Annotated in this window: 26 protein-coding genes, 1 tRNA gene and 1 pseudogene; 19 read left to right on the forward strand and 9 right to left on the reverse strand. The window is 68.3% G+C overall.

What is annotated here, in order from left to right:
• Nucleotides 1–8 precede the first annotated feature (8 nt).
• Complete coding sequence (locus ACEWX3_RS01780; protein ID WP_374158540.1) at nt 9–512, forward strand: metallophosphoesterase; 504 nt, start codon at nt 9–11, stop codon at nt 510–512.
• Nucleotides 505–921 carry an MmcQ/YjbR family DNA-binding protein gene (locus ACEWX3_RS01785; RefSeq protein ID WP_207065273.1) on the forward strand — a complete coding sequence of 139 codons (417 nt, stop codon included), beginning with the start codon at nt 505–507 and terminating at the stop codon, nt 919–921. The genes ACEWX3_RS01780 and ACEWX3_RS01785 overlap by 8 nt, the downstream gene beginning before the upstream one ends.
• A 1-nt stretch (nt 922) precedes the next feature.
• Here ACEWX3_RS01785 and ACEWX3_RS01790 read toward each other — a convergent pair whose 3' ends face one another.
• A complete protein-coding gene (locus ACEWX3_RS01790) occupies nt 923–1,471 on the reverse strand; it encodes a cupin domain-containing protein (RefSeq protein WP_374158541.1) in 549 nt (182 codons plus the stop codon).
• Between the two features lie 50 nt (nt 1,472–1,521).
• Between ACEWX3_RS01790 and ACEWX3_RS01795 the strand changes: the two genes are divergently transcribed.
• The gene (locus tag ACEWX3_RS01795; RefSeq protein WP_374158542.1) at nt 1,522–3,396 is read left to right on the forward strand and encodes an alkyl/aryl-sulfatase; all 1,875 of its coding nucleotides are present in this window, start codon (nt 1,522–1,524) and stop codon (nt 3,394–3,396) included.
• 65 nt (nt 3,397–3,461) lie between these two features.
• On the opposite strand, the gene ACEWX3_RS01800 is transcribed toward ACEWX3_RS01795, so the two are convergent.
• The gene (locus ACEWX3_RS01800) at nt 3,462–4,223 is read right to left on the reverse strand and encodes an SDR family NAD(P)-dependent oxidoreductase (RefSeq protein ID WP_374158543.1); all 762 of its coding nucleotides are present in this window, start codon (nt 4,221–4,223) and stop codon (nt 3,462–3,464) included.
• On the reverse strand, nt 4,220–5,302 hold the full coding sequence (locus ACEWX3_RS01805; RefSeq protein WP_374158544.1) for a putative zinc-binding metallopeptidase: 1,083 nt from the start codon (nt 5,300–5,302) through the stop codon (nt 4,220–4,222). Before ACEWX3_RS01805 ends, ACEWX3_RS01800 begins: the two co-directional genes overlap by 4 nt.
• Nucleotides 5,303–5,320: 18 nt before the next feature.
• Here ACEWX3_RS01805 and ACEWX3_RS01810 point away from each other — a divergent pair, with 18 nt between their 5' ends.
• From ACEWX3_RS01810 to ACEWX3_RS01820, 3 genes are all read left to right on the forward strand, one after another.
• A complete protein-coding gene (locus ACEWX3_RS01810; RefSeq protein WP_207065268.1) occupies nt 5,321–5,929 on the forward strand; it encodes a histidine phosphatase family protein in 609 nt (202 codons plus the stop codon).
• Nucleotides 5,930–5,939: 10 nt separating this feature from the next.
• Nucleotides 5,940–6,959 (forward strand): phosphotransferase family protein, encoded by a 1,020-nt coding sequence (locus ACEWX3_RS01815; RefSeq protein ID WP_374158545.1) that lies wholly within the window; start codon nt 5,940–5,942, stop codon nt 6,957–6,959.
• Nucleotides 6,960–7,060: 101 nt separating this feature from the next.
• A complete protein-coding gene (locus tag ACEWX3_RS01820) occupies nt 7,061–7,870 on the forward strand; it encodes a transglutaminase family protein (RefSeq protein WP_207065266.1) in 810 nt (269 codons plus the stop codon).
• A 5-nt stretch (nt 7,871–7,875) separates the two neighbouring features.
• Here ACEWX3_RS01820 and ACEWX3_RS01825 read toward each other — a convergent pair whose 3' ends face one another.
• The gene (locus ACEWX3_RS01825; RefSeq protein WP_374158546.1) at nt 7,876–8,253 is read right to left on the reverse strand and encodes a lipopolysaccharide assembly LapA domain-containing protein; all 378 of its coding nucleotides are present in this window, start codon (nt 8,251–8,253) and stop codon (nt 7,876–7,878) included.
• Between the two features lie 147 nt (nt 8,254–8,400).
• Here ACEWX3_RS01825 and ACEWX3_RS01830 point away from each other — a divergent pair, with 147 nt between their 5' ends.
• Genes ACEWX3_RS01830 through ACEWX3_RS01850 form a run of 5 tightly spaced genes read left to right on the forward strand, consistent with a single transcriptional unit; the run spans nt 8,401 to nt 12,495 of the window.
• Nucleotides 8,401–9,318 carry an ABC transporter substrate-binding protein gene (locus ACEWX3_RS01830; protein WP_207065321.1) on the forward strand — a complete coding sequence of 306 codons (918 nt, stop codon included), beginning with the start codon at nt 8,401–8,403 and terminating at the stop codon, nt 9,316–9,318.
• Nucleotides 9,319–9,334: 16 nt separating this feature from the next.
• The gene (locus tag ACEWX3_RS01835) at nt 9,335–10,429 is read left to right on the forward strand and encodes an ABC transporter ATP-binding protein (protein ID WP_374158547.1); all 1,095 of its coding nucleotides are present in this window, start codon (nt 9,335–9,337) and stop codon (nt 10,427–10,429) included.
• Between the two features lie 4 nt (nt 10,430–10,433).
• On the forward strand, nt 10,434–11,108 hold the full coding sequence (locus ACEWX3_RS01840) for an ABC transporter permease (protein WP_374158548.1): 675 nt from the start codon (nt 10,434–10,436) through the stop codon (nt 11,106–11,108).
• A complete protein-coding gene (locus ACEWX3_RS01845) occupies nt 11,105–11,899 on the forward strand; it encodes an ABC transporter permease (RefSeq protein WP_374158549.1) in 795 nt (264 codons plus the stop codon). Before ACEWX3_RS01840 ends, ACEWX3_RS01845 begins: the two co-directional genes overlap by 4 nt.
• Nucleotides 11,896–12,495, forward strand: a complete 600-nt coding sequence (locus ACEWX3_RS01850) for a putative glycolipid-binding domain-containing protein (protein ID WP_152519097.1) — start codon at nt 11,896–11,898, stop codon at nt 12,493–12,495. Before ACEWX3_RS01845 ends, ACEWX3_RS01850 begins: the two co-directional genes overlap by 4 nt.
• Here the strand turns inward: ACEWX3_RS01850 and ACEWX3_RS01855 are convergent.
• Nucleotides 12,437–13,402 carry a prephenate dehydrogenase gene (locus tag ACEWX3_RS01855; RefSeq protein WP_374159994.1) on the reverse strand — a complete coding sequence of 322 codons (966 nt, stop codon included), beginning with the start codon at nt 13,400–13,402 and terminating at the stop codon, nt 12,437–12,439. The genes ACEWX3_RS01850 and ACEWX3_RS01855 overlap by 59 nt on opposite strands.
• Nucleotides 13,403–13,497: 95 nt before the next feature.
• Between ACEWX3_RS01855 and ACEWX3_RS01860 the strand changes: the two genes are divergently transcribed.
• From ACEWX3_RS01860 to ACEWX3_RS01875, 4 genes are all read left to right on the forward strand, one after another.
• Nucleotides 13,498–14,019: a tRNA adenosine deaminase-associated protein gene (locus ACEWX3_RS01860; RefSeq protein ID WP_152519096.1), complete on the forward strand. Its 522-nt coding sequence runs from the start codon at nt 13,498–13,500 to the stop codon at nt 14,017–14,019.
• Nucleotides 14,016–14,465, forward strand: coding sequence for a nucleoside deaminase (locus ACEWX3_RS01865; RefSeq protein WP_207065261.1), 450 nt, complete (start codon nt 14,016–14,018; stop codon nt 14,463–14,465). Before ACEWX3_RS01860 ends, ACEWX3_RS01865 begins: the two co-directional genes overlap by 4 nt.
• Before the next feature lie 184 nt (nt 14,466–14,649).
• A tRNA-Ser gene (locus ACEWX3_RS01870) sits at nt 14,650–14,740 on the forward strand.
• A gap of 90 nt (nt 14,741–14,830) precedes the next feature.
• On the forward strand, nt 14,831–15,847 hold the full coding sequence (locus ACEWX3_RS01875) for a DNA topoisomerase IB (protein ID WP_207065260.1): 1,017 nt from the start codon (nt 14,831–14,833) through the stop codon (nt 15,845–15,847).
• Here ACEWX3_RS01875 and ACEWX3_RS01880 read toward each other — a convergent pair whose 3' ends face one another.
• Complete coding sequence (locus ACEWX3_RS01880; RefSeq protein WP_173012134.1) at nt 15,848–16,012, reverse strand: hypothetical protein; 165 nt, start codon at nt 16,010–16,012, stop codon at nt 15,848–15,850. It abuts the gene before it with no gap.
• A gap of 73 nt (nt 16,013–16,085) precedes the next feature.
• Nucleotides 16,086–17,171 (reverse strand): zinc-dependent dehydrogenase, encoded by a 1,086-nt coding sequence (locus tag ACEWX3_RS01885; protein WP_207065259.1) that lies wholly within the window; start codon nt 17,169–17,171, stop codon nt 16,086–16,088.
• A gap of 207 nt (nt 17,172–17,378) precedes the next feature.
• Here ACEWX3_RS01885 and ACEWX3_RS01890 point away from each other — a divergent pair, with 207 nt between their 5' ends.
• On the forward strand, nt 17,379–19,370 hold the full coding sequence (locus tag ACEWX3_RS01890) for a PTS mannitol transporter subunit IICBA (RefSeq protein ID WP_374158550.1): 1,992 nt from the start codon (nt 17,379–17,381) through the stop codon (nt 19,368–19,370).
• Nucleotides 19,371–20,129 (forward strand): DeoR/GlpR family DNA-binding transcription regulator, encoded by a 759-nt coding sequence (locus tag ACEWX3_RS01895; protein ID WP_207065257.1) that lies wholly within the window; start codon nt 19,371–19,373, stop codon nt 20,127–20,129.
• 63 nt (nt 20,130–20,192) lie between these two features.
• Here the strand turns inward: ACEWX3_RS01895 and ACEWX3_RS01900 are convergent.
• Nucleotides 20,193–20,474: pseudogene (locus ACEWX3_RS01900) on the reverse strand (hypothetical protein); the annotation flags it as partial.
• 157 nt (nt 20,475–20,631) lie between these two features.
• On the opposite strand from ACEWX3_RS01900, the gene ACEWX3_RS01905 reads away from it, so the two are divergent.
• Nucleotides 20,632–21,666, forward strand: coding sequence for a dihydrodipicolinate reductase (locus ACEWX3_RS01905; RefSeq protein WP_374159995.1), 1,035 nt, complete (start codon nt 20,632–20,634; stop codon nt 21,664–21,666).
• Here the strand turns inward: ACEWX3_RS01905 and ACEWX3_RS01910 are convergent.
• Nucleotides 21,657–22,028, reverse strand: a complete 372-nt coding sequence (locus ACEWX3_RS01910) for a hypothetical protein (protein ID WP_207065255.1) — start codon at nt 22,026–22,028, stop codon at nt 21,657–21,659. The genes ACEWX3_RS01905 and ACEWX3_RS01910 overlap by 10 nt on opposite strands.
• Before the next feature lie 122 nt (nt 22,029–22,150).
• Between ACEWX3_RS01910 and ACEWX3_RS01915 the strand changes: the two genes are divergently transcribed.
• The gene (locus ACEWX3_RS01915; RefSeq protein WP_372511815.1) at nt 22,151–22,465 is read left to right on the forward strand and encodes a DUF732 domain-containing protein; all 315 of its coding nucleotides are present in this window, start codon (nt 22,151–22,153) and stop codon (nt 22,463–22,465) included.
• Nucleotides 22,466–22,473: the final 8 nt, after the last annotated feature.

Below are 22,473 nucleotides of genomic sequence, written 5' to 3' on the forward strand. Positions count from 1 at the left end.
TTGGGGTGGTGCGCCTTCTGCTGATCGCCGACACGCACCTGCCCAAGCGCGCCAAGGATCTGCCGGAGCAGGTCTGGGATGCCGTCGACCAGGCCGATGTGGTCGTCCACGCGGGAGACTGGGTCGAACCGGATCTGCTCGACCAACTGGAATCCCGCGCGAAGCGGCTGGTCGCATGTTGGGGCAACAACGACGGCGCCGAGTTGCGTCGCCGGCTGCCTGAGCGCGCCGATGTGATCCTCGGCGGGTTGCGGTTCACCGTGGTGCACGAGACCGGAGCGGCGACGGGCCGGGAAGCGCGCATGGCGCGCGCCTATCCAGACACCGATGTCCTGGTGTTCGGGCACAGCCACATCCCGTGGGACACGACCACCAAAACCGGTTTGCGGCTGCTCAATCCGGGCTCGCCGACCGACCGGCGACGCCAGCCGCACTGCACCTACATGACCGCTGTGGTGCGGGGGACGTCGCTGACGGACGTCGAGCTGCACCAGTTGCCTCGGCATGGCTGACCGGCCGGCCACGGTCGCCGACGTCCATGAGATCGCGGCGGGCATGCCGCACGTGAGCAGGATCGAGGGATCGAAGGCGGGCAACGCCGTCTATCAGGTGGGCGGCAAGTCGTTCGTGTTCTTCCGCACGCCTCGGTCCGATGCGGTCGATCCGGACACCGGCGAGCGCTACGCCGATGTCATCGTCATCTGGGTCGAGTCCGAGGCCGACAAGCTCGCACTGACCCAGGACCCCGCGTCGCCGTTCTTCACCACCAGCCACTTCGACGGGCATCCGTCGGTGCTGATCCGGCAGAGCAGGCTCGGTGAGATCGGGCTGACCGAACTGCGTGAACTGATCCAGGATGCGTGGCTGGGCCGGGCGTCCAAGCGGCGCGCTGAACGCTGGCTGGCCGGGCAGAGCGGCTGATTCAGCCGCGGTCGACCTTGGCGTGGTGCGCGCCGCAGACGAACAGCGCGAGCCGGGCGGGCACGTCGCCAGGGTTGCGCCACCGGTGCCGGGTGCCGTTCTGCACCACGGTGTCACCCGGGTTCAGCGTCACCTCGGCTCCGTCGTCGAGTTCGAGGATCACGGTGCCCTCCAGCACCACCTCGAAGTCGATCGTGTCCGTGGTGTGCATGCCGGGGTCGTCGAGTTCCATGTAACCCAGCAGCCCCGGCAGCTTCTGCTCGCCGTCGGCGATCGCCTCTTCGGTGGTGAGGTCGTCCGTCCTGGCCTCCGCGGTCCCGGGCGGCAACGTGAACACCGAGAACCGGAACCCGCCCACCGGCGGAAAGTAGGTGTGCCAGTTGGGCATCGAGCCGTCATCGGGGAACTGCGGCGTTTCATCCCCGCCCCATAGCATCGTGAACTCGGATCCGGGCAGCAGCACCGGCTTCCGCGGGGCGACGGCTTCGTCGCTGACGAACACAGACTTGCCGGACGCATCGTGCCCGGTGACCACTCGACGTACATCCATTGCGTCAGTCAACCACCGCGGACGGGCTCGGCGTGGCTATCTTGGCAGACATGGAGAACAAGCCGCCCACGGCGACGATCGAGGCTGCCCACCGCGAACACCTGAACGCACTGCCGTTCGACGACACCCGGGATTTCGCCGATGCCGACCGTGGGTTCATCGCCAAGCAGGACCCCTGCGTCATCACCGCCGCCGACGGACGCGTCGTCTGGGACAACGACGTCTACGCGTTCCTGACCGGCGATGCGCCGACCAGCGTGCACCCGAGCCTGTGGCGGCAGTCGACCCTGGTGGCCAAGCAAGGACTGTACGAGGTGGTGCCGGGGATCTACCAGATCCGCGGCTTCGACCTGTCGAACATGACGGTCATCGAGGGTGACACCGGCGTCATCGTGATCGACCCGTTGGTGTCCACCGAGGTCGCCGAAGCGGCGCTGGCGCTCTACCGCCAGCACCGCGGGGACCGGGAGGTCAGAGCAGTCATTTACACCCACAGCCACGTCGACCACTTCGGGGGCGTCCTCGGGGTCACCTCACAGGAGGACGTCGACGCCGGAAAGGTCGCCGTGATCGCCCCGGAAGGCTTCACCGAGCATGCGGTGCAGGAGAACGTCTACGCCGGTACCGCGATGGCGCGCCGCGCCGGCTACATGTACGGCGCCGCGCTGGCCCGCGGGCCGCAGGGTCAGGTGGGCTGCGGGCTCGGACAGACCCCGTCGACCGGCGAGGTGGCGATCATCGTGCCGACCCTCGACATCCGCGAAACCGGCGAGAAGCACACCGTCGACGGTGTCGAGATCGAGTTCCAGATGGCCCCGGGAACCGAGGCGCCGGCCGAGATGCACTTCTACTTTCCGCGGTTCCGCGCGTTGTGCATGGCCGAGAACGCCACCCACAACCTGCACAACCTGCTGACGCTGCGCGGCGCGCTGGTGCGCGATCCGCACGGCTGGGCCGGGTACCTCACCGAAGCGATCGACACGTTCGCCGATCGGGCCGACGTGGTGTTCGCCTCGCATCACTGGCCGACGTGGGGCAAGGAACAGATCGTGGAATTCCTGTCGCTGCAACGGGATCTGTACGCCTACCTGCACGACCAGACGCTGCGCCAGCTCAACCAGGGCTACACCGGCATCGAGATCGCCGAGACGTTCGCGATGCCGCCGGCGCTGGAGCGGGCCTGGCACGCGCATGGCTACTACGGCTCGGTCAGCCACAACGTCAAGGCCGTCTACCAGCGCTACATGGGCTGGTTCGACGGCAACCCGGCGCGGCTGTGGCCGCACCCACCCGAAGCGATCGGGCCGCGCTACGTGGCGGCGATGGGTGGCCTCGACCGTGTCGTCGAACTCGCACAGAGCGCGTTCGACGAGGGAGATTTCCGTTGGGCGGCAACGCTTCTCGATCACGCCGTGTTCACCGACGAGAATCACGGCGCCGCGCGGCAGCTGTACGCGGACACCCTGGAGCAGTTGGCCTACGGTTCCGAGACCGCGACCTGGCGCAACTTCTTCCTCGCCGGGGCCACCGAACTGCGCGACGGAAACTTCGGCACCCCGACGCAGGCGGCGTCACCGTCGATGATGGGACAGCTGACCCCCGAGCAGATGTTCGACGTGCTGGCGATCAGCGTCAACGGCCCCCGCGCCTGGGACTTGGACCTCGCGATCGACGTCACCTTCGGCGGTCAGGACAACTACCGGCTCACGCTGCGCAACGGCGTGCTGGTCTACCGCAAGGTAGCCGCCGACGAGGCCACCGCCCACGCCACCCTGCGCCTGGACAGCAAGCTGCGGCTGATCAGCCTGCTCGGGGGTGACGTCGACTCGCCCGGCTTGCAGATCACCGGCGACGCCGCCGCGCTCGAATCACTGACGTCGGTGCTGGACCGGCCCGACCCCGCGTTCGACATCGTCACTCCCTGACGAGTCGTGCCGGAGTCACTCCCTGACGAGTCGTGCCGGAGTCACTCCCTGACGAGTCAGGCTGGTCAGACGCTTCCGCCGTCGGCGCGCAGAATCGAACCGGTGGTGAAACTCGACGCGTCCGACATGAGAAACACTGCGGCGCCGACGATCTCGGCGGGCTGTCCTGCGCGCTGCAGCGCGCTGTCACCGAACGGGTTGGCGGAATCGCCGAAGTCCCATGCCGCGCTGACGTCGGTGAGGAAGGGACCCGGCATCAGCGTGTTCACCCGCACGGTCGGACCGAAGGCCAGTGCCAGGCCCTCGGTCATCGCATTCAGCCCGGCCTTGGCGGCCGCGTAGGGGATGAACGATGGATGCGGGCGCAGCGAGCCGTGCGTGCTGACGTTGATGATGGAGCCGCCGCCGTCGGCGACCATGCGTTCACCGACCAGCGCCGAAAGTCGGAACGGCCCCTTGAGGTTGAGGTTCGTCACCGCGTCGAACAACTTCTCGGTGACGTCGGACAGCTTGTCGTACAGCGGTGACATGCCGGCGTTGTTGACCAGCACGTCGACGCGCCCGAACTCGGTATAGGCGGCGTCGACGAGGCCGTCCAACTCGTCCCACCGACCCACGTGCACGGCGAACGGGAATGCGCGCCGGCCGGTCGCGGCGGTGATCTCCTCGGCGGTCGCGACGCAGGAGTCGTACTTGCGGCTGGCGATGACGACGTCGGCACCGCACCGCGCCGCGGCGAACGCCATTTCCCGCCCCAGCCCTCGGCTGCCGCCGGTGATCAGGACCACCCGGTCGGTCAGGTCGAAAAGCTCAGCGGGGTAGGTCATCCGGCTCTCCACTCCCGGGCTGACGCCCGAACGACCCGGTGGACGAAGTCGAGTTTGGTCACGACCGGCGGCGGGATCGTGAACGGATACAGCGGATTCTTGCCCATCGCGGTGTTCACCCTGTTGAAGAACAGCGAGATCCACGACCAGTCGTCGAGCAGCCGTTCGACGGGGACGTCGTCATAGCATTCCAGCGGTGCCACATCGCGCGGGGCGGCGAACCGCACTCGATCGGCGTGTAGCACCATGCCCGCCTCGCGGGCGGTGTCGATGGTGTCGGTGATGTGCAGGTAGTGCGCGAAGCACTCGGCGAAATCCTCCCAGGGGTGCATCGTGGCGTACTCCGAGATGAACGATTCGGCCCAGTTCGCGGGCGCACCGAAGCGGTAGTGACGGTCGATCGCGGCGGCGTAGCTGGCCTGCTCGTCGCCGAACAGCGCACGGCACTCGGCGAGGTATCTGTCCGCCCCCGAACCGGTTTCGACGAGGATGTGCTGGTAGTAGTGGCCGACCTCGTGCCGGAAATGCCCGAGCATCGTGCGGTACGGCTCGCCTAGTCGCACCCGCAGGGACTCGCGATAGGCGTCGAGCGATTCGACGAGGTCGATGGTGATCACCCCGCCGGCGTGTCCGATCGTCACCCGCTCGCGCTCGCTGTAGCTCGACAGCAGGTCGAACGCCAGCCCGGGCGGTCCGTCCGCGTGCCAGCACGGTTGCACCGGCAGGCCCAGGTCGAGCAGTTGGTAGATCAGCCGGCGTAGCGCCTGGGCGGTGGGCACCAGTTTCTCCCGGGCGGCGGTGTCCGAGGCGTCGGGTTCGCGACGGATCAACGAGTCCGGCAGGCACCGGCCCCGGGCACCGGCGTCGTCGCCGTCCTCGGGAACCAGCCAGTTGCAGCCCAGTGTCAGGCTCTGTGTGCAGCGGATCCAGCACCGCTCGTCGATCTCCACACCCTCGTCGCCGAGTTGGAACATCGTCATCGACGGCGGATGCAGGCCGATGGCCGCTGCGCACACCGAGCAGGCGGTCGCCTCGAACGCTGCGAACGACCCGCACACGGGGCAGGCGAAGGCGCGCACGAGACCTATGGTGTCACGGTGCAACTGCTTCTGGTCCGACATGCGTTACCCCGGCGGAGCGAGCCCGGGCAGGGCTCCGACCCGAGCCTGTCCGACGAAGGTGTGGCGCAGGCGGCGCGGCTGCCCGACGCGCTGGCCCGCTTCCCGATCTCCCGCGTGGTGAGCAGCCCCCAGGTCCGCGCGATCGAGACAGGCCGACCGGTCGCCGACAAACTGGGTCTCTCCATCGAGATCGACGAACGATTCGCCGAGTACGACCGCGACCTGCCGCACTACATTCCCGTCGAGCAGATCGCCAAGGAGAATCCGCAGGAGTTGCAGCGCCTCATCGACGGCCGGCTGCCCAGCGGGGTGGACGAGTCGGAGTTCCTGGGGCGGGTGGGCGCCGCGATCGACGACCTGGTGGCGGAGGCCGAGCACGACGACACGGTCGCGGTGTTCAGCCACGGCGGGGTGATCAATGTGCTGCTGCACCGCATCCTGGGCACCGAGCGGCTGCTGTCGTTTCACGTCGACTACGCCTCGGTGACCCGGTTGCTGTCCTCGCGCACCGGCCGGCTGGCCGTCGCGGCCGTGAACACCACCGAACACGTATGGGACTTATTGCCGCGCAATTCGCGATGGTAGACAGATCAGCGTGACCGACCTCGACGGACTCGACCTCACCGCCCTGGACCGACATCTGCGCGACGCCGGGGTGCCGCGCAGCGGAGAACTGCGTGCCGAGTTCATCTCCGGTGGCCGCTCGAACCTGACGTTCCTCGTCAGCGACGACACGTCGCGCTGGGTGCTGCGGCGGCCGCCGCTGCACGGCCTGACGCCGTCGGCGCACGACATGGCGCGCGAATACCGGGTGGTGGCCGCGCTGGCCGACACCCCGGTGCCGGTCGCGCGGGCGGTGACGATGCGCGACGACGACTCGGTGCTGGGGGCGCCGTTCCAGATGGTCGAATACGTGCCCGGCCGGGTGGTGCGCTATTCCGACCAACTCGCCGAGATCGGTGACACCGCCGCCATCGAAGCATGCGTGGACTCGCTGATCACCGTGCTCGCCGACCTGCACGCGGTGGATCCTGACGCGGTGGGGTTGGGCGACTTCGGTAAACCGGCCGGCTACCTGGAACGACAGGTCCGGCGCTGGGGTTCGCAGTGGGAGCTCGTCAAACGTGCCGACGACGCATGCGACGACGACGTGAAGAAGCTGCACGCCAAGCTGGCCGCCGCGGTCCCGGCCCACAGCCGCGCGGCGATCGTGCACGGTGACTACCGCATCGACAACACGATCCTCGACGACGACGATCCGACCAAGGTGGTCGCCGTCCTCGACTGGGAGATGTCGACCCTGGGCGATCCGCTGTCCGATGCGGCGCTGATGTGCGTGTACCGGCACCCGACGTTCCGTCTGGTGCATTCCGACGCCGCGTGGGCGGCCGACCAGATCCCGACCGCCGACGCCCTGGCCGAGAAGTACGCCACCGCCGCCGGCGGTTCGCTGGACAACTGGGACTTCTACATGGCGCTGGCGTATTTCAAGCTCGCGATCATCGGCGCGGGCATCGCCTACCGGGCCCGCGAGAGCGGTGTCACCGATGACAGCGACAAGGTGGAGCAGGCCGTCGGCCCGCTGGTCGCCGCCGGGCTGGCCCAGCTGAGCTGACGCCGCCGAGTTTCGGCGCAGGTCATTGCGGGGTAGAAAGACGCGTGCCCCAAAAACAACCCTCGGGATTCCTTTCCCGGATCGGAAGGAAACGCCCGGTGATGAAGCGCGATGTCGGTGCGGAGTTGGACGTCCAGATCACCGCGCCGACGACGCTGGAGTTCCAGATCGCGGTCGCGCCGCATCCGGGCGCCGAGGTGACGGAGTCGTTGTCGTTCGAGTTGGACGGCAAGACAATCGATCCCGATGTCCGCGAGATCGCCGGCGAACACGGCAACCGCATCCACATGCTCGACGCCCCGGTCGGAAACCTGAAGGTCAACTACACGGCCACCGTGCTGGGCCAGGCCGACCCCGCCCCGGTCGGCGACCTGGACTATTCGACGTATCTACGGCCCAGTCGTTACGCGGAGGCCGACAAGTTCTTCGGATTCGGCGGCACCGAATTCGGCGACGTCGCCGACTCGGTGTCCGTGCTGGAGAAGATCTCGTCGTGGGTCGGGACCCGGCTGAGCTACGTGCCCGGCTCCAGCGATCCGATCGACGGCGCGGCCGACACGCTGCTGGCGGGCTCCGGGGTGTGCCGGGACTACGCCCATCTGGTCATCGCGCTGCTGCGCTCGGTCAACGTGCCCGCCCGCCTGGTCTCGGTCTATGCGCCGGGCTGTCAGCCCATGGACTTCCACGCCGTCGCCGAGGCGCTGGTGGACGGCCGCTGGCAGGTGGTCGATGCCACGTGCCTGGCGCCGCGTCAGTCGATGGTGCGCATCGCCACCGGCCGCGACGCCGCGGACACCGCGTGGCTGGACAACCACAAGGGCGCCATCACGGTCAACAACATGGCCGTCACCGCCACCGTCGACGGCGAGTTACCGAAGGACTCGGTCGACCAACTGGTGATGATCCGGTGACCGGGTCAGAGACCGGCCTTGAGGTTCTTCTTCGCGGCGCGGCGTAGCTGAAAGATGCGTACCGCGCCGACGGCCACCGTCAACAACCCGCCGGCGACGGCCGCGAACAGGATCGCCACGCCCAGCGGCAAGCTCCAGCTGAGGTTGAGGAAGGCGAACTCGGCGGACTCGGTGTTCTGCGCGATGAAGATCAGCAGCACGATCAGAATCAGGAAGCCGAAGATCAACGAGCCCCACAACGCGGCCGCCCTGGTGAACTTCACGGCGTCCTCGGGTGCCCCGGGCTTCTTGGCTGGCTTCGACGTGTCGGACGACGTGGCCTGCGGAGCAGGGGGCGGCGTGTCGGACGGCGTGTCGGGCGACGCAAACCGATCGCTGGTCATGCTCTCCATCTTCCCCTTTCCGTCTTCCGATGAAACCACTGCGCGGGTCGCGTTAGGGTCACGAAAGGTTCCCAGGAGCCCCACAGCTGGAAGGACGTTCGCGTGAATCGTTCCCGACGACTCGGGCCGGCCGGGCCTCGTTCCGCGCTGAGCGCGGTGTTCGCGCTGGTAGCGCTGTTGGTGGTGGCGTGCGGCAGCGCCAACCCGCTCGGTGGCGGAGAGGTCTCCGGTGACCTGAAATCGATCGTCGTCGGCTCGGCGGACTTCCCCGAGTCCAAGATCATCGGCGAGATCTATGCGCAGGCGCTGGAGGCGAACGGGTTCACCGTGGGCCGCCAGTTCGGCATCGGCAGCCGCGAAACCTACATCCCGGCGGTGCAGGACCACTCCATCGACCTGATCCCCGAATACACCGGCAACCTCCTGCAGTATTTCGATCCCGACACCGAGGTCACCACCCCCGACGGGGTGCTGCTGGAGTTGTTCCGGAAGCTGCCCGGCGACCTGTCGATCCTCAACCCGTCCCCGGCCGAGGACAAGGACACCGTCGCGGTGACGTCGGAAACCGCGCAACGCTGGAACCTGACGACGATCGGTGACCTCGCCGAGCATTCGGCGGAAGTGAAGTTCGGCGGGCCGTCGGAGTTCATCAACCGCGCCGAGGGCCTGCCCGGGCTGAAGGCCAACTACGGTCTCGACATCCCGCGCAGCAATTTCGTGGCGATCAGCGACGGCGGCGGCCCGGCAACGGTGCGGGCGTTGACCGACGGCACCGTCACCGCCGCCAACATCTTCAGCACTTCGCCGGCCATCGAGGAGAACGACCTGGTGGTGCTCGAGGATCCGAAGAACAACTTCCTCGCCGCCAATGTGATCCCGCTGGTCAGTTCGCAGAAGAAGTCCGACGAACTCAAGACCGTCCTCGACGCGGTGTCGGCCGAGCTGACCACCGAGGACCTGATCCGGCTCAACACCGAAGCCTCCGGCAACTCCGGCATCAACCCGGATGAAGCCGCGGCGAACTGGGTCCGGGAGCACGGGTTCGACCAACCCGTGCAGCCCTGAGCATCGAAAGGTCACCGTGATCGAATTCGCCGGCGTCACCAAGCAGTACCCGGACGGCACCGTCGCCGTCGACAACCTCGACCTGGTCGTTCCCGACGGGACGCTGACCGTGTTCGTCGGCCCGTCAGGATGCGGCAAGACGACGTCGATGCGGATGATCAACCGGATGATCGAACCGACGTCGGGCACGCTGACGGTCGATGGCTCCGACATCTCCACCGTCGATCCGGTCAAGCTGCGCCTCGGCATCGGCTACGTGATCCAGAGCGCGGGCCTGATGCCACACCAGCGGGTCATCGACAACGTCGCCACCGTCCCGGTTCTCAAAGGAGAGTCCCGCCGTAAGGCCCGTAAGGCCGCACTCGGCGTGCTCGAACGGGTCGGGCTGGATCCTGAACTGGCCCAACGATATCCGGCACAACTCTCCGGAGGTCAGCAGCAGCGCGTCGGGGTGGCGAGGGCGCTCGCGGCGGACCCGCCGATCCTGTTGATGGACGAACCTTTCAGCGCCGTCGATCCGGTCGTTCGCGAGGAGCTGCAGACCGAGATCCTGCGTCTGCAAGCCGAACTGCACAAGACCATCGTCTTCGTAACCCACGACATCGACGAGGCCGTGAAGATCGGCGACCGGGTCGCGGTGTTCGGACGCGGCGGCGTCCTCGAACAGTACGACGCCCCCGAGCGCCTACTGTCCAACCCGGCCAACGATTTCGTCGCCGGATTCATCGGTGCCGACCGCGGCTACCGTGGCTTGCAGTTCCGCCACGCCACCGGGCTGCCGATGCACGAACTGCGGGTCGTCGCCGAATCCGGCATCGACGGGCTGGATTTGACGGCCGGGCAGTGGGCCCTGGTCACCAAGCCCGACGGGTCGCCCTACGGCTGGATCGACGCGGCGGGTGTCGAGCTGCACCGGGCCGGAGACTCGTTGTACGACAGCACCACCGCGGGCGGGTCACTGTTCAGGCCGGACGACTCGCTGCGCCAGGCGCTCGACGCGGCGCTGTCCTCGCCGTCCGGATTGGGGGTGGCCGTGGACGCCGGCGGTGAACCCATCGGCGGGGTGCTGGCCACCGACGTGCTCGAGGCGCTGCAGAAGCAGCGGGGGTGAGCCGGTGAACTATCTGCTCGACAACCTCGACGACGCCTGGGAACTCACGGTGATCCACCTGCGCCTGTCGCTGGTACCCATCGTGCTGGGGCTGCTCATCGCGGTTCCGCTCGGCGCTGCGGTGCAGCGCACCACCGCACTACGCCGGCTGACCACGGTGACGGCCAGCATCGTCTTCACGATCCCCTCGCTGGCGCTGTTCGTCGTGCTGCCGTTGATCATCCCGACCCGAATCCTCGACGAGGCCAACGTCATCGTCGCGTTGACGCTCTACACCACCGCGCTGCTGGTGCGTGCGGTGCCCGAGGCGCTGGACGCCGTGCCTGCGGCGGTGCGCGACGCCGCCACCGCCGTCGGGTACCGGCCGCTCACGCGCATGCTCAAAATCGAACTGCCCCTGGCGATCCCGGTCCTCATCGCCGGTCTACGGGTGGTGGCGGTGACCAACATCTCGATGGTCGCGGTCGGTTCCGTCATCGGCATCGGCGGCCTGGGCACCTGGTTCACCGAGGGCTACCAGTCCAACAAGAGCGACCAGATCGTCGCCGGCATCATTGCGATCTTCGTGCTGGCGATCGTCATCGACACCCTGATCATGTTGACCGGCAAGGCTCTGACGCCCTGGACGCGGGCCGACCGCAGCACCGGAAAGCCCAAGGCGCAGGAGGTGGCGGCGTGAACTTCCTGCAGCAGGCGCTGTCGTTCATCTTCACCGCCGAGAACTGGACGGGCCCGGCCGGGCTGACCGCGCGCATCCTCGAGCACCTGGAGTACACGGTGATCGCGGTGTTCTTCTCGGTGCTCATCGCGGTCCCGGTCGGCATGCTGATCGGGCACACCCGCCGCGGCACGTTCCTGATCGTGACCGGGGTCAACGCGCTGCGCGCCCTGCCCACCCTGGGTGTGCTGCTGCTGGGAGTGCTGCTGTGGGGGCTGGGCCTGGTACCGCCGACCATCGCGCTGATGCTGCTGGGCATCCCGCCGCTGCTGGCCGGCACTTACGCGGGCATCGCCAATGTCGATCCGGCGGTCGTCGACGCCGCACGGTCGATGGGCATGACCGAGCGCCGGATCCTGTTGCGGGTCGAGACTCCCAACGCCTTGCCGCTGATCCTGGGAGGGTTGCGCACCGCCACGCTTCAGATCGTGGCGACCGCCACCATCGCGGCCTACGCCAGCCTGGGCGGGTTGGGCCGCTACCTGATCGACGGCATCAAGATCCGGGAGTTCTACATCGCCCTGGTGGGCGCGCTGATGGTCACGGCCTTGGCGTTGCTCCTCGACGCGCTGCTGGCCTTCGCGGTGTGGGCCTCGGCACCCGGAACCGGGCGGTTGGGGCGGTGGCGTCGTCTGCCGCAACCGCTGCTCGACGACGAAGTCGCGGTCGAATCACGTCCGCACGTCGGTTCGCAGTCCAGTTCCCGAGCCGCCCGCAAACGTGGGGACGCTTCGCATACGGTAGAGGGATGAGTGAAGAGGCTCGCTCTGAAGCGCATGGTTCATGGCCGGCAGTACTGACGTGGCGTGCCCACGAGGTGCCGCGGATGGAGTCGGTCCGGGTGCAAATGTCCGGCAACCGGATCAAGGCGTACGGCCGCATCGTCGCCGCCGCGACACCGGTGCACCCGGCGTTCAGCGCGTCCTATGACCTCGTCACCGACGAACTCGGCGCGACCAAACGTCTGTCGCTGACCGTCACGATGGCCGAGCGGGAACGCCAGCTCTCCATCGCCCGTGACGAGGAGAGCATGTGGCTGGTGCAGGACCATTCCGGGCAGACCAGCCGGTCGGCGTTCGACGGCGCACTCGACGTCGATCTGATCCTCAGCCCGTTCTTCAACACGCTGCCGCTCCGCCGCACCGGGGTGTACCGCCAGCCCGGCGAGTCGGTGACCGTGCCGGTGGTCTACGTGCGGGTGCCCGAACTGTCGGTCGACGTCGCGACGATCAGCTACAGCAGCGGCTCGGACGGCATCAAGGTGCACTCGCCGGTCGCCGAGACGACTCTCAGCGTGGATGCGGAGGGTTTTCTGCTGGACTATCCCGGGTTGGCAGAGCGGATCTGATCACCCCGCCGGCTCGTCCGGCGGTGGCCAGTTCGGCCCGCCATCCGTCGGCGCCGATCACGACGTCGTCGATGGACGGTCGGCTGAAGGTGTCGTAGCGCAGCCTGGCGGCATGGCCGGCGTCGACGAGATCGGACACCGGGCGGCCGGCGGCGAGATGGTCCCGGGCATCGGTGAGCAGCCGCAACGCCTGCTCGAGCACCGATACCAGTTGGGTGGCGTTGGCCTCGCACATCGCCCGCACCAACTCCGGCGCCGTCGCCGCGACCCGCGTGCCGTCCCGGAACGAGCCGGCGGCCAGGGCGAACGACAGCGGCACCGCGCCGGCCGTGGTCGCCAGGGCCTCGGCGAGCAGATGCGGCAGGTGCGAGATCGTCGCCGCGGCCAGGTCGTGCTCGTCGGACAGGGCCGGTACGACGAACGCGCCGCAGTCCAGTGCCAGCGTCATCGCCTCCGTCCACACCTGCCCGTCGACCTGCTCGTCGACGCTGAGCACCCACGGCGCGTCGACGAACAGACCGGCGTCGGTGGCGTGCCATCCCGAGTGCGCGGTGCCTGCCATCGGATGCCCGCCGACGAAGCGCTCCAGCAGACCGGCGGCACGCACTTCGGCGAGCACGGCTCCCTTGACGCTGGTGACATCCGTCACCGGGCAGTGCGGCGCGCGGTCGCGGACCCGGCGCAGAATCGGCGCCAACGCGGGCATCGGCACCGCCAGCACGATCAGCGCGCCGGTGTCGGCGGCTTTGCCCAGCGCCTCGTCGAGATCCTTGGTGGCGTCGAAACCGTCCGCCCGGGCTGCGTCGGCGCCGTCTATAGACCGGTTGTAGCCGAAGACCTCACGTCCGGCGGCCGTTGCCGCCCGCATCACCGACCCGCCGATGAGCCCGAGTCCGATCACGCACACCGGTGTCTTCGCCACGGGTCAAGGTTGGCACACCCACCTCGGGGCGGACTGGAACCGCTGGTCAAGGCCCTGTCGGGGGACTACCGTGTGCTGTCATGGGAGCGCAGCGAACGCAGAAGCAACAGCAGTCGGTGGACACGCCCGACGGCTTCGGCGTTGCGGTGGTCCGTGAGGACGGCACCTGGCGCTGCACCGCGCTGCGGGCCGCGGCGTTGACCAGCCTCAAGGACGCGGAGACCGAGCTGTGCCAGTTGCGCAGCGCCGGCGCGGTTTTCGGGCTGCTCGACATCGACGACGAGTTCTTTGTGATCGTGCGGCCCGCGCCGTCGGGAACCCGGCTGCTGCTGTCGGACGCCACCGCGGCCCTGGACTACGACATCGCGGCGGAAGCGCTGGAGATGCTGGACTCCGACATCGACGACGAGGATCTCGACGACGCCGACCCGTTCGAGGAGGGTGACCTCGCGGTGCTGGCCGACCTCGGCTTGCCGGCCGGTGTGCTGGGCGTGATCCTCGACGAGAGCGACCTCTACGCCGACGAGCAGGTGGGCCGGATCGCCCGGGAGATGGGCTTCGCCGACGAGCTCTCGTCGGTGCTGGAACGTCTGGGCAGGTGACCGACGCGGAGCTGATCCGGCTCGCGCTCGACGCGGCGGCCGGAGCCGGACCGCGCGACGTGCCGATCGGGGCGGTGGTCGTCGCCGCCGACGGCACCGAGTTGGCGCGCGCGGCCAACGCCCGCGAGGCCCTCGGCGACCCCACCGCGCACGCCGAGATCCTGGCTTTGCGCGCCGCGGCTGCGGTGCACGGTGACGGCTGGCGGCTGGAGGGCGCGACGTTGGCGGTGACGGTGGAGCCGTGCACGATGTGCGCCGGCGCGCTGGTGATGGCGCGGGTGGCGCGGGTGGTGTTCGGGGCGTGGGAGCCGAAGACCGGTGCGGTCGGGTCGCTGTGGGACGTGGTGCGCGACCGTCGGCTGACCCATCGCCCCGAGGTGCGCGGTGGCGTGCTGGCCGCCGAGTGCGCCGCCCCGCTCGAGCAGTTCTTCGCCGCCCAGCGCTGAACTCCCGCCTCGCTTCGGCCGCGCCCACCTCGTCGAGAGTGAATCCTGTGCGATAAATGCGCCGATCTTTCGCACTGGGCTCACGCTCGGCGCCGACCCCGCGCGGTCGCCGCGAAATGCCGGGCGAAAGCGCCGCGAAGACGCGGTTTGGGTTCACCCGGGGTGCGTCGGTAAGCTACCCCGCGGTGGCGTGTCCGAGCGGCCTAAGGAGCACGCCTCGAAAGCGTGTGACGGGTAACCCCCGTCCGAGGGTTCAAATCCCTCCGCCACCGCCACACTTCCCTGGCCCGGGCCCAGGTGTAAAAGCGCAGTTCAGCGGGTAATCCCGCCGCCATAGCAACGGTTTGAGCACACCTGGAGGCGGCGTGCGCTTGCGGCGCAGCACACTCGACAAGCCCGGCCTGACGCGCAAGCGCCGCGGTAAGGGCTTCGCGTACTACGACAGCGACGGTGAACTGCTCACCGACGAGAAAACCCTGCAACGGGTGAAAGACCTGGTCATCCCGCCGGCGTGGAAGAAGGTGTGGATCAGCCCGCACCCCAACGGCCACATCCAGGCCGTCGGCACCGACGCGGCGGGTCGGCGCCAGTACATCTACCACCAGGCCTGGCAGGAAGAGCGGGCCGAGGAGAAGTTCGACCGCGTGCTGGACCTGTCTTTGCAGCTGCCACAGTGGCGGGCCCGGGTTACCGAGGATCTCGGTGCCAAGGGTCTCGGCCGCGACCGGGTGCTGGCGCTGGCGCTGCACCTGCTCGATCGCGGCTATTTCCGTGCCGGGGGTGAGCAGTACGCCGACGAGAACGAGTCCTACGGGTTGGCGACGCTGCTGTGCGAACACATCACGCTGCACCGCGACTCGGTGATGTTCGACTACCCGGCCAAGAGCGGCGTGCGCCGCACGCTGGAGATCACCGACGACGCGGTAGTGCGAGCGGTGCGCTCGCTGATGCGCCGAGACGGCCGGACGGACCGGTTCCTGGTGTGTCGCAACGGCTCCGGCTGGACCGACATCCGCGCCGACGACCTCAACGCGCGCTTCAAGGAACTGGTGGGGGAGGACTACAGCGTCAAGGACCTCCGCACCTGGCACGGCACCGTGCTCGCCGCCGAAGCCTTCGTCGACGCCGACCCGCCGGTGTCGCCGAAGGTGGTCAAGCGCGTCGAGTCGGCGGTGATGAAAGAGGTGTCCGAAGCGCTGGGCAACACACCCGCGGTGGCGCGCGGCTCCTACGTCGACCCGCGCGTGGTCCGCGGATACGAACAGGGGCAGACCATCGCCGCGGCGGCCAAGCGGGCCGACCGCGCCCGCAACCCCGGCGACGCGCAGGTCATCCTGGAGAAGGCCACGCGGACGTTGATCCGCAAGGTGGCCAACAGCTGATCACTGGTCGGTGGAGCGGGCCTCAGCGCCGGATTCCTCGGCGTCGAAGTCGTCGTCGCCCGACGCCCGGCCCACGTAGGAGCCGTCCTCGCCGGTGTCCTCCCGCGCCGCGGCGACGTGCGGGTCTTTGTCGACGTCTTCTTCGCTCTTCTCTGGACCGGGCATGGAGTCTCCTCGCTGGCGAACGCTGGCAACCACCGAGCATTACCCGCGGGCAGCGCTGACCAACCGTGAAGCATCAGACCCCGGCGCCCACCTCGGCCGGCGCCGGTTCCACCGTGACCTTGATGGCCTCGCCGTTCTTGACGATCTGGAAGGCGTCGAGCACGTCGTCGAGCGGGATGTGGCGGGTGATCAGATCCTTGACCGGCACCTGGCCGGTCGAGATGTACTGCAGCGCACGCTTGTTGTGCTCGGGCGCCGACCCGTTGGCCCCGTGGATGTGCAGCTGGCGGTAGTGCACGACGTTCGAGTCGCAGGTGATGTTCGGGTTGGTCTTGGGCAGCCCGCCGAAGAACGAGATGCGCCCGTTGCGGGCGGCCATCGCGATCGCCTGCTCCTGGGCGATGTTGGCCGCCGTCGCGGTGATGACGATGTCGGCACCCCGGCCGCCGGTCAGCTCCATGACCTTCGCCACCACGTCGACCTCGGCAGCGTTGATGACGCCGTCGGGGTTCACCGCGTCGGCCGACATCTGCAGGCGGGCATCGTTGACGTCGACGAGGTACACCGGTCCGACCTTGTGCACGCCGCGGGCGATGCGGATGTGCATGCAGCCGATCGGGCCGGCACCGAACACCACCACGGTGTCGCCCTCTTCGATGCCGAGCAGTTCCTGGGCGTTGATGGCGCAGGCGAACGGCTCGGCGGCCGAGGCCTCGTCGAAGCCGACGTTGTCGGGGATGCGGTTGAGGCCGTCGACCTTGAGCACCTGCCGGGGCACGATCATGTATTCGGCGAAGCCGCCGTCGTACTGGTAGCCCATCGAGGTCTGGTTCTGGCACACCGCCATCCAGCCCTTGCGGCACTCGTGGCACTCGCCGCAGGGCACCGCGGCGATCACCTGCACCCGGTCGCCCTCCTGCCAGTTGCTGCCGTAGAGGGCGTTGACGTCGGCGCCGACCTCGACGATCTCGCCGGCGATCTCGTGGCCGATGGTCCGCGGCGGAGTCAGGTTCTGATGGCCGTTGTAGAAGATCTTGACGTCGGTGCCGCAGGTCGAACAGTTGCGGACGCGCATTTTCACTTCGTCGGGCGCGCAGGTCGGCTCGGGTACGTCCTCCAGTCGGACGTCTTCGGGGGCGTAGAAGCGCAATGCCTTCATGGGTGGGTCCTCTCGGTGTCGACCGCTGCAACTGGTGTGCTCTACCGCACTCTAACGGTCAACCGGGCACAAAACCACCGATTTCTTTGACCATTCATGACCGAATGCTTGCATTCATGCCCGTTCATGCGGTGTACTGAATGTATGTGATTGGTATCACCAGTCTCGGTCCGGGCCGAACGGCCCACATCGAATCGGAGGGCTCGTATGTCACAAACGGTGACCGGCCAGGACGCGTCGTCGCGGTCCGGGGTCCGGGTACGCGTGCAGAAACTGGGCACGGCGCTGTCCAACATGGTCATGCCCAACATCGGCGCGTTCATCGCCTGGGGCCTGATCACCGCGCTGTTCATCGAGGCCGGCTGGTTGACCGGCATCTTCAGCGCCCTGCGGGATCCCGGCGGCTGGGTGGCGCAGATCGGCGGCTGGGGCGACTTCGAGGGCGCGGGCATCGTCGGCCCGATGATCACCTACCTGCTGCCGATCCTGATCGGCTACACCGGCGGGCGGATGGTCTACGGCACCCGCGGTGCGGTGGTCGGCGCGATCGCCACGGTGGGTGTGGTCACCGGCGCCGACGTGCCGATGTTCCTCGGCGCCATGATCATGGGCCCGCTGGGCGGGTTCCTGATCAAGAAGCTGGACGCGTTGTGGGAGGGCAAGATCCGTCCCGGCTTCGAGATGCTGGTCGACAACTTCGCCTCCGGCATCCTCGGGTTGATCCTGGCGGTGATCGGGTTCTTCGGCATCGGCCCGATCGTCTCCTCGATCACCCGCGGCGCCGGCAACGTCGTCGACTTCCTGGTCAACAACGACCTGCTGCCGCTGACGTCGATCCTGATCGAGCCGGCCAAGGTGTTGTTCCTCAACAACGCGATCAACCACGGCGTGCTGACCCCGCTGGGCACCACCCAGGCGCTGGAGACCGGCAAGTCCATCCTGTTCCTGCTCGAGGCCAACCCCGGCCCGGGCCTGGGGTTGCTGCTGGCGTTCATGGTCTTCGGCAAGGGCGCGGCGCGCGCATCGGCGCCGGGCGCGGCGATCATCCAGTTCTTCGGAGGCATCCACGAGATCTACTTCCCCTACGTGCTGATGAAGCCGAAGCTGATCGCGGCCACCATCCTGGGCGGCATGACCGGCGTGTTCATCAACGTGCTGTTCGGGTCCGGCCTGCGGGCGCCGGCCGCGCCCGGGTCGATCATCGCCGTCTACGCCCAGACTCCCGGCGACAGCTTCATCGGGGTGACGCTGTCGGTGTTCGGTGCGGCCGCGGTGTCCTTCGCCGTCGCGGGGCTGCTGCTCAAGACCGACAAGGGCGGTGACGAGGACGACCTGGCCGCCGCCACCGCGTCGATGGAATCGATGAAGGGCAAGAAGTCCAGCGTGGCCTCGGCTCTGGTCGGCACCAAGGCAGGTCCGATCCACACCATCGTGTTCGCCTGCGACGCCGGCATGGGGTCCTCCGCGATGGGCGCCTCGGTGCTGCGCCGCAAGATCCAGAAGGCCGGCTACGGCGATGTCAAGGTGACCAACTCGGCGATCTCGAACCTGTCCGACAGCTACGACCTCGTCGTGTCCCACCGGGACCTGACCGAGCGGGCGCGCCAGCGCACCCCGTCGGCGTTGCACGTCTCCGTCGACGACTTCATGTCCAGCCCGCGCTACGACGAGATCGTCGAGCAGCTCGAACAGACCAACGGTGCCGGCACCGGAGGGGACGTTTCCGAGCCGGAGCAGGACACCGCAGGCTCCGAGGGTGACGTGCTCGCGCTGGACTCGATCGTGCTCAGCGGGTCGGCCACCGACGCCGCCGCCGCGATCGACGAAGCGGGCCGTCTGCTGGTCCAGGCGGGAGCGGTCGAACCGGCCTACGTGGAGGCGATGCACGAGCGGGAGAAGTCGATCTCGACCTACATGGGCAACGGTCTGGCCATCCCGCACGGCACCAACGAGGCCAAGGACACCATCCGCCGGACCGGGCTGTCGTTCGTGCGGTATCCGGAGCCGATCGACTGGAACGGCAAGCCCGCCGAGTTCGTCGTCGGCATCGCCGGCGCCGGCAAGGATCACATGGCTCTGCTGACCAAGATCGCGCAGGTGTTCCTCAAGGCCGACGACGTCGCCCGACTGCGGGAGGCCACCACATCCGAGGAGGTCAAGGCGATCCTGATCGCCGGTGACACCAGTAGCGTGACGTAGGTGGATTCCGACACCCGTCAGAACCGGATCGTCGAATTCGCCCGCACCCGCGGGCGGGTGGAGGTCGCCTCGCTCGCGGACGAGCTGGACGTCGCGAGCGAGACGATCCGCCGCGACCTGAAGGTTCTGGCGGGTCGTCGTCTGCTCAAGCGCGTGCACGGCGGAGCGGTCCCGCTGGAGACGGCGGCCTTCGAGTCGGGCGTCGAGTACCGCAGCCAGGTGGATCTGGCCCAGAAGCACCGGATCGCCGCCGAAGCCGCGAAGCTGCTACACGGTGCCGAAACCGTCTATCTGGACGAAGGTTTCACCCCGCGCCTGATCGCCGAGCGGCTCGCCGAGCAGGAGCTCACCGTGGTCACGTCGTCGCTGCTGGCCGCCGAGGCGCTCGCGCACAGCAGCACTGTCACCGTGCTGCTGCTCGGTGGCCGGATGCGGGGGCGCACGTTGGCGACCGTCGATCACTGGGCCACCGACATGCTGCGCGGCCTGGTGATCGACGTCGCGTTCCTGGGCACCAACGGGATCTCGCTGGAGCACGGCCTGACCACACCCGATCCTGCCGTCGCCGCGGTCAAGAACACCGCTGTGCAGGTGGCGCGCAGGCCCATCCTCGTCGCCGCCCGGTCGAAGTTCGGGGAGAGCAGCTTCTGCCGCTTCGCCCAGGTGCGCGACTTCGAGTCGATCGTGACCGGCGCGGAGCTGTCGGCGGCCGAAGCGCGGCGCTACGAGGAGCTGGGCCCGGTCGTCATCCGGGCGTGAGGGTCACCCGTCGCTGACGATGGAGTCGGCTTCGTCGTCGCCGGGCACGACCTGCTTCTCGTCGTCGTCGGCGACGGTGAAGAACGAGTCGCCGTCCTCGGGGGTGCCGTCGATCTGGCCGGCCGACCGCCGGCTCGGCCGCGCGTCGTCGGGCTCGAGGTCGGGTTCGACATCGGGGACCTCGGCGGAGAGCCTCTCGTCGAGGGTCTCGTCCTCCTCGGCGTCGATCCACTGCTCGGGCGGATCGACGACGATGTCGCCGTCGTCGTTGCGGACCTCGTCGGAGTCCAGCGATTCGCTGGGGCCGAGTGTGTTGTCGGGGCCTGCGTCGTCGTAATCACCCATGCTGTCGAGTGTGCCCTATCCCCGGCCGACTCAACCGAGCCGGGAAGTCGCGGAACACTGGTGGTCGTCGGTCTGGTCTTGCCACGTTCGCCGTCTTGTTAGGTTCAGCAGTGTGTACCGGGTCATCCAGTGGGGGACAGGCGCTGTCGGAACCGAGATGATGACGGCGGTCCTGGACCACCGGCCCGACCTGGCGCTGGTCGGCGCCCGCGTCTACTCGCCCGACAAGCACGGCGCCGATCTCGGCACGCTTCTCGGTCGCGACCCGATCGGTGTCACGGCCACCACCGACGTCGACGAGATCCTCGGACTCGAGGCCGACTGCGTGCTCTACACGCCGCGCACCGCCAGTATCGACGACGTCTGCGCGCTGCTGGCCGCGGGCAAGAACGTGGCGACGACGGCGTTCATGTTCCATCCGCGCCGCATAGCCGCTGCCGACCGGGACCGGGTCGCCGCCGCGTGCGAGGCCGGATCCAGTGCGATCCACGGCAGCGGTCTGAACCCGGGGAACCTGTCCGGGGTGTTGCCGTTGGCGTTGTCGGGCATGAGCCGCACCATCGACACGATCACGCTGCAGGAACGTGCCGACTGGTCGTCCTACGAGAGCACCGGCATCACCTTCGACAACATGGCGTTCGGGCGGCCGGTCGACTCGATCAGCCCGACGGCGACCGACTTCCTGGCGTTCAACAGCTCGATCTTCACCGAACAGGTGTGGTTCCTGGGCGACGAACTCGGTGCCGACCTCGACGAGGTCACCGCGACTGTCGACGCGGTGCCGGCGCGGGCGGACCACCAGATCTTCGATCACCTGCTGGCCGCCGGCACCACTGCCGGTCAGCGGTGGAACTGGACCGGACGGCGCGACGGGCGGACACTGATCGAGATCGAGACGCTGTGGACCGTCGGCAACGAGTACCCGGAGCACTGGCCCGCCCCGCAGCACGGCTGGACGCTGACCATCGAAGGCGATCCGTCGATGCGGGCCCACTTCATGTCGCTGGCCAGCTTCCGCCGCAGAGCCAGCCTCGCCGAGCATGTCCGGTCGGCCAACGTGGCGACCGCGATGCAGGTGCTCAACGCGGTCCCCGCCGTCTGCGACGCACCACCGGGATTCGCCACGTCGGCGACGTTGCCGCTGATCCGCAGCGGGGCCGGCTTCCGGACCGCCGGCCGCGCTCAGCCGTAGAAGATCACCGAGTAGTCAGCGCTCCACGCCACACCGTCACAGGTCAGGGGCACCCCATCGGGGCTCTGCGCCGTCGCGCCGGCGCTGGTGCACGGGGAGCGCAGCAGCCGGACCCCGACCAGCGGAGTCTCTGACACCCACTGCCCGTCGAAGTTGCACGCCAGCGTGTTGCCGGAGGCGTCGATGCCGAAGTTGTAGCGGGTGGACTGGTCGCACGATCCGCCGAGATGGGCGGTGCGGTCGACGTAGGGCACGCAGCCGTCTCCGTCACAGACCGTGTTCGGCTGTGCCGATGCGTTTCCCGCCGCGAAAGCCAATCCCACCAGCGGCGCGGCCAGCGCCATCGCAACCGTCAGCTTCATGGCCTCACCATAAGCGGCTGTCCCGCTGCACGGGCGGGATCGGGCATTCGCCCCGCAGCCGGGACGGCTGGCGTAGGGTCTGTCCCATGAAGTGGCTGGTCGGAGTCGTTTCCGCGATCACGATGGGGCTGGTGTCGGCGGCCGGATTCGCCGCGCCGAACGCGCACGCCGACGAGGTGGCCTACCTGGTCAACGTGCACGTCCGGCCCGGCTACAACTTCCCCAACGCCGAAGCCGCGTTGGGCTACGGCCGCAGCGTCTGTGATCGCGTGGCGACCACGATGCCCTACGCGGATCTGGTGAATCAGGTGAAGGCCGACTTCCGCACCACCGACTACTACCAGGCCGGGTACCTGATCAATCAGGCCGTCAACGAGCTGTGTCCGGCGCAGATCTGGCAGTTGCGGCAGTCGGCCGCGGGCTACACCCCGTTCTGAACCCGCAC

Origin of the sequence: Mycobacterium sp. G7A2, from assembly GCF_041902445.1 — a bacterium.
In the GTDB taxonomy this organism is placed as follows: domain Bacteria; phylum Actinomycetota; class Actinomycetes; order Mycobacteriales; family Mycobacteriaceae; genus Mycobacterium.

Excerpts from the sequence above, each read along its gene's own strand:
- ACEWX3_RS01785 (WP_207065273.1), top strand. The coding sequence starts at position 505 with ATGGCTGACCGGCCGGCCACGGTCGCCGACGTCCATGAGATCGCGGCG.
- ACEWX3_RS01790 (WP_374158541.1), bottom strand. The coding sequence starts at position 1,471 with ATGGATGTACGTCGAGTGGTCACCGGGCACGATGCGTCCGGCAAGTCT.
- ACEWX3_RS01795 (WP_374158542.1), top strand. The coding sequence starts at position 1,522 with ATGGAGAACAAGCCGCCCACGGCGACGATCGAGGCTGCCCACCGCGAA.
- ACEWX3_RS01800 (WP_374158543.1), bottom strand. The coding sequence starts at position 4,223 with ATGACCTACCCCGCTGAGCTTTTCGACCTGACCGACCGGGTGGTCCTG.
- ACEWX3_RS01820 (WP_207065266.1), top strand. The coding sequence starts at position 7,061 with ATGAAGCGCGATGTCGGTGCGGAGTTGGACGTCCAGATCACCGCGCCG.
- ACEWX3_RS01825 (WP_374158546.1), bottom strand. The coding sequence starts at position 8,253 with ATGACCAGCGATCGGTTTGCGTCGCCCGACACGCCGTCCGACACGCCG.
- ACEWX3_RS01850 (WP_152519097.1), top strand. The coding sequence starts at position 11,896 with ATGAGTGAAGAGGCTCGCTCTGAAGCGCATGGTTCATGGCCGGCAGTA.
- ACEWX3_RS01860 (WP_152519096.1), top strand. The coding sequence starts at position 13,498 with ATGGGAGCGCAGCGAACGCAGAAGCAACAGCAGTCGGTGGACACGCCC.
- ACEWX3_RS01880 (WP_173012134.1), bottom strand. The coding sequence starts at position 16,012 with ATGCCCGGTCCAGAGAAGAGCGAAGAAGACGTCGACAAAGACCCGCAC.
- ACEWX3_RS01885 (WP_207065259.1), bottom strand. The coding sequence starts at position 17,171 with ATGAAGGCATTGCGCTTCTACGCCCCCGAAGACGTCCGACTGGAGGAC.
- ACEWX3_RS01890 (WP_374158550.1), top strand. The coding sequence starts at position 17,379 with ATGTCACAAACGGTGACCGGCCAGGACGCGTCGTCGCGGTCCGGGGTC.
- ACEWX3_RS01905 (WP_374159995.1), top strand. The coding sequence starts at position 20,632 with ATGATGACGGCGGTCCTGGACCACCGGCCCGACCTGGCGCTGGTCGGC.
- ACEWX3_RS01910 (WP_207065255.1), bottom strand. The coding sequence starts at position 22,028 with ATGAAGCTGACGGTTGCGATGGCGCTGGCCGCGCCGCTGGTGGGATTG.
- ACEWX3_RS01915 (WP_372511815.1), top strand. The coding sequence starts at position 22,151 with ATGGGGCTGGTGTCGGCGGCCGGATTCGCCGCGCCGAACGCGCACGCC.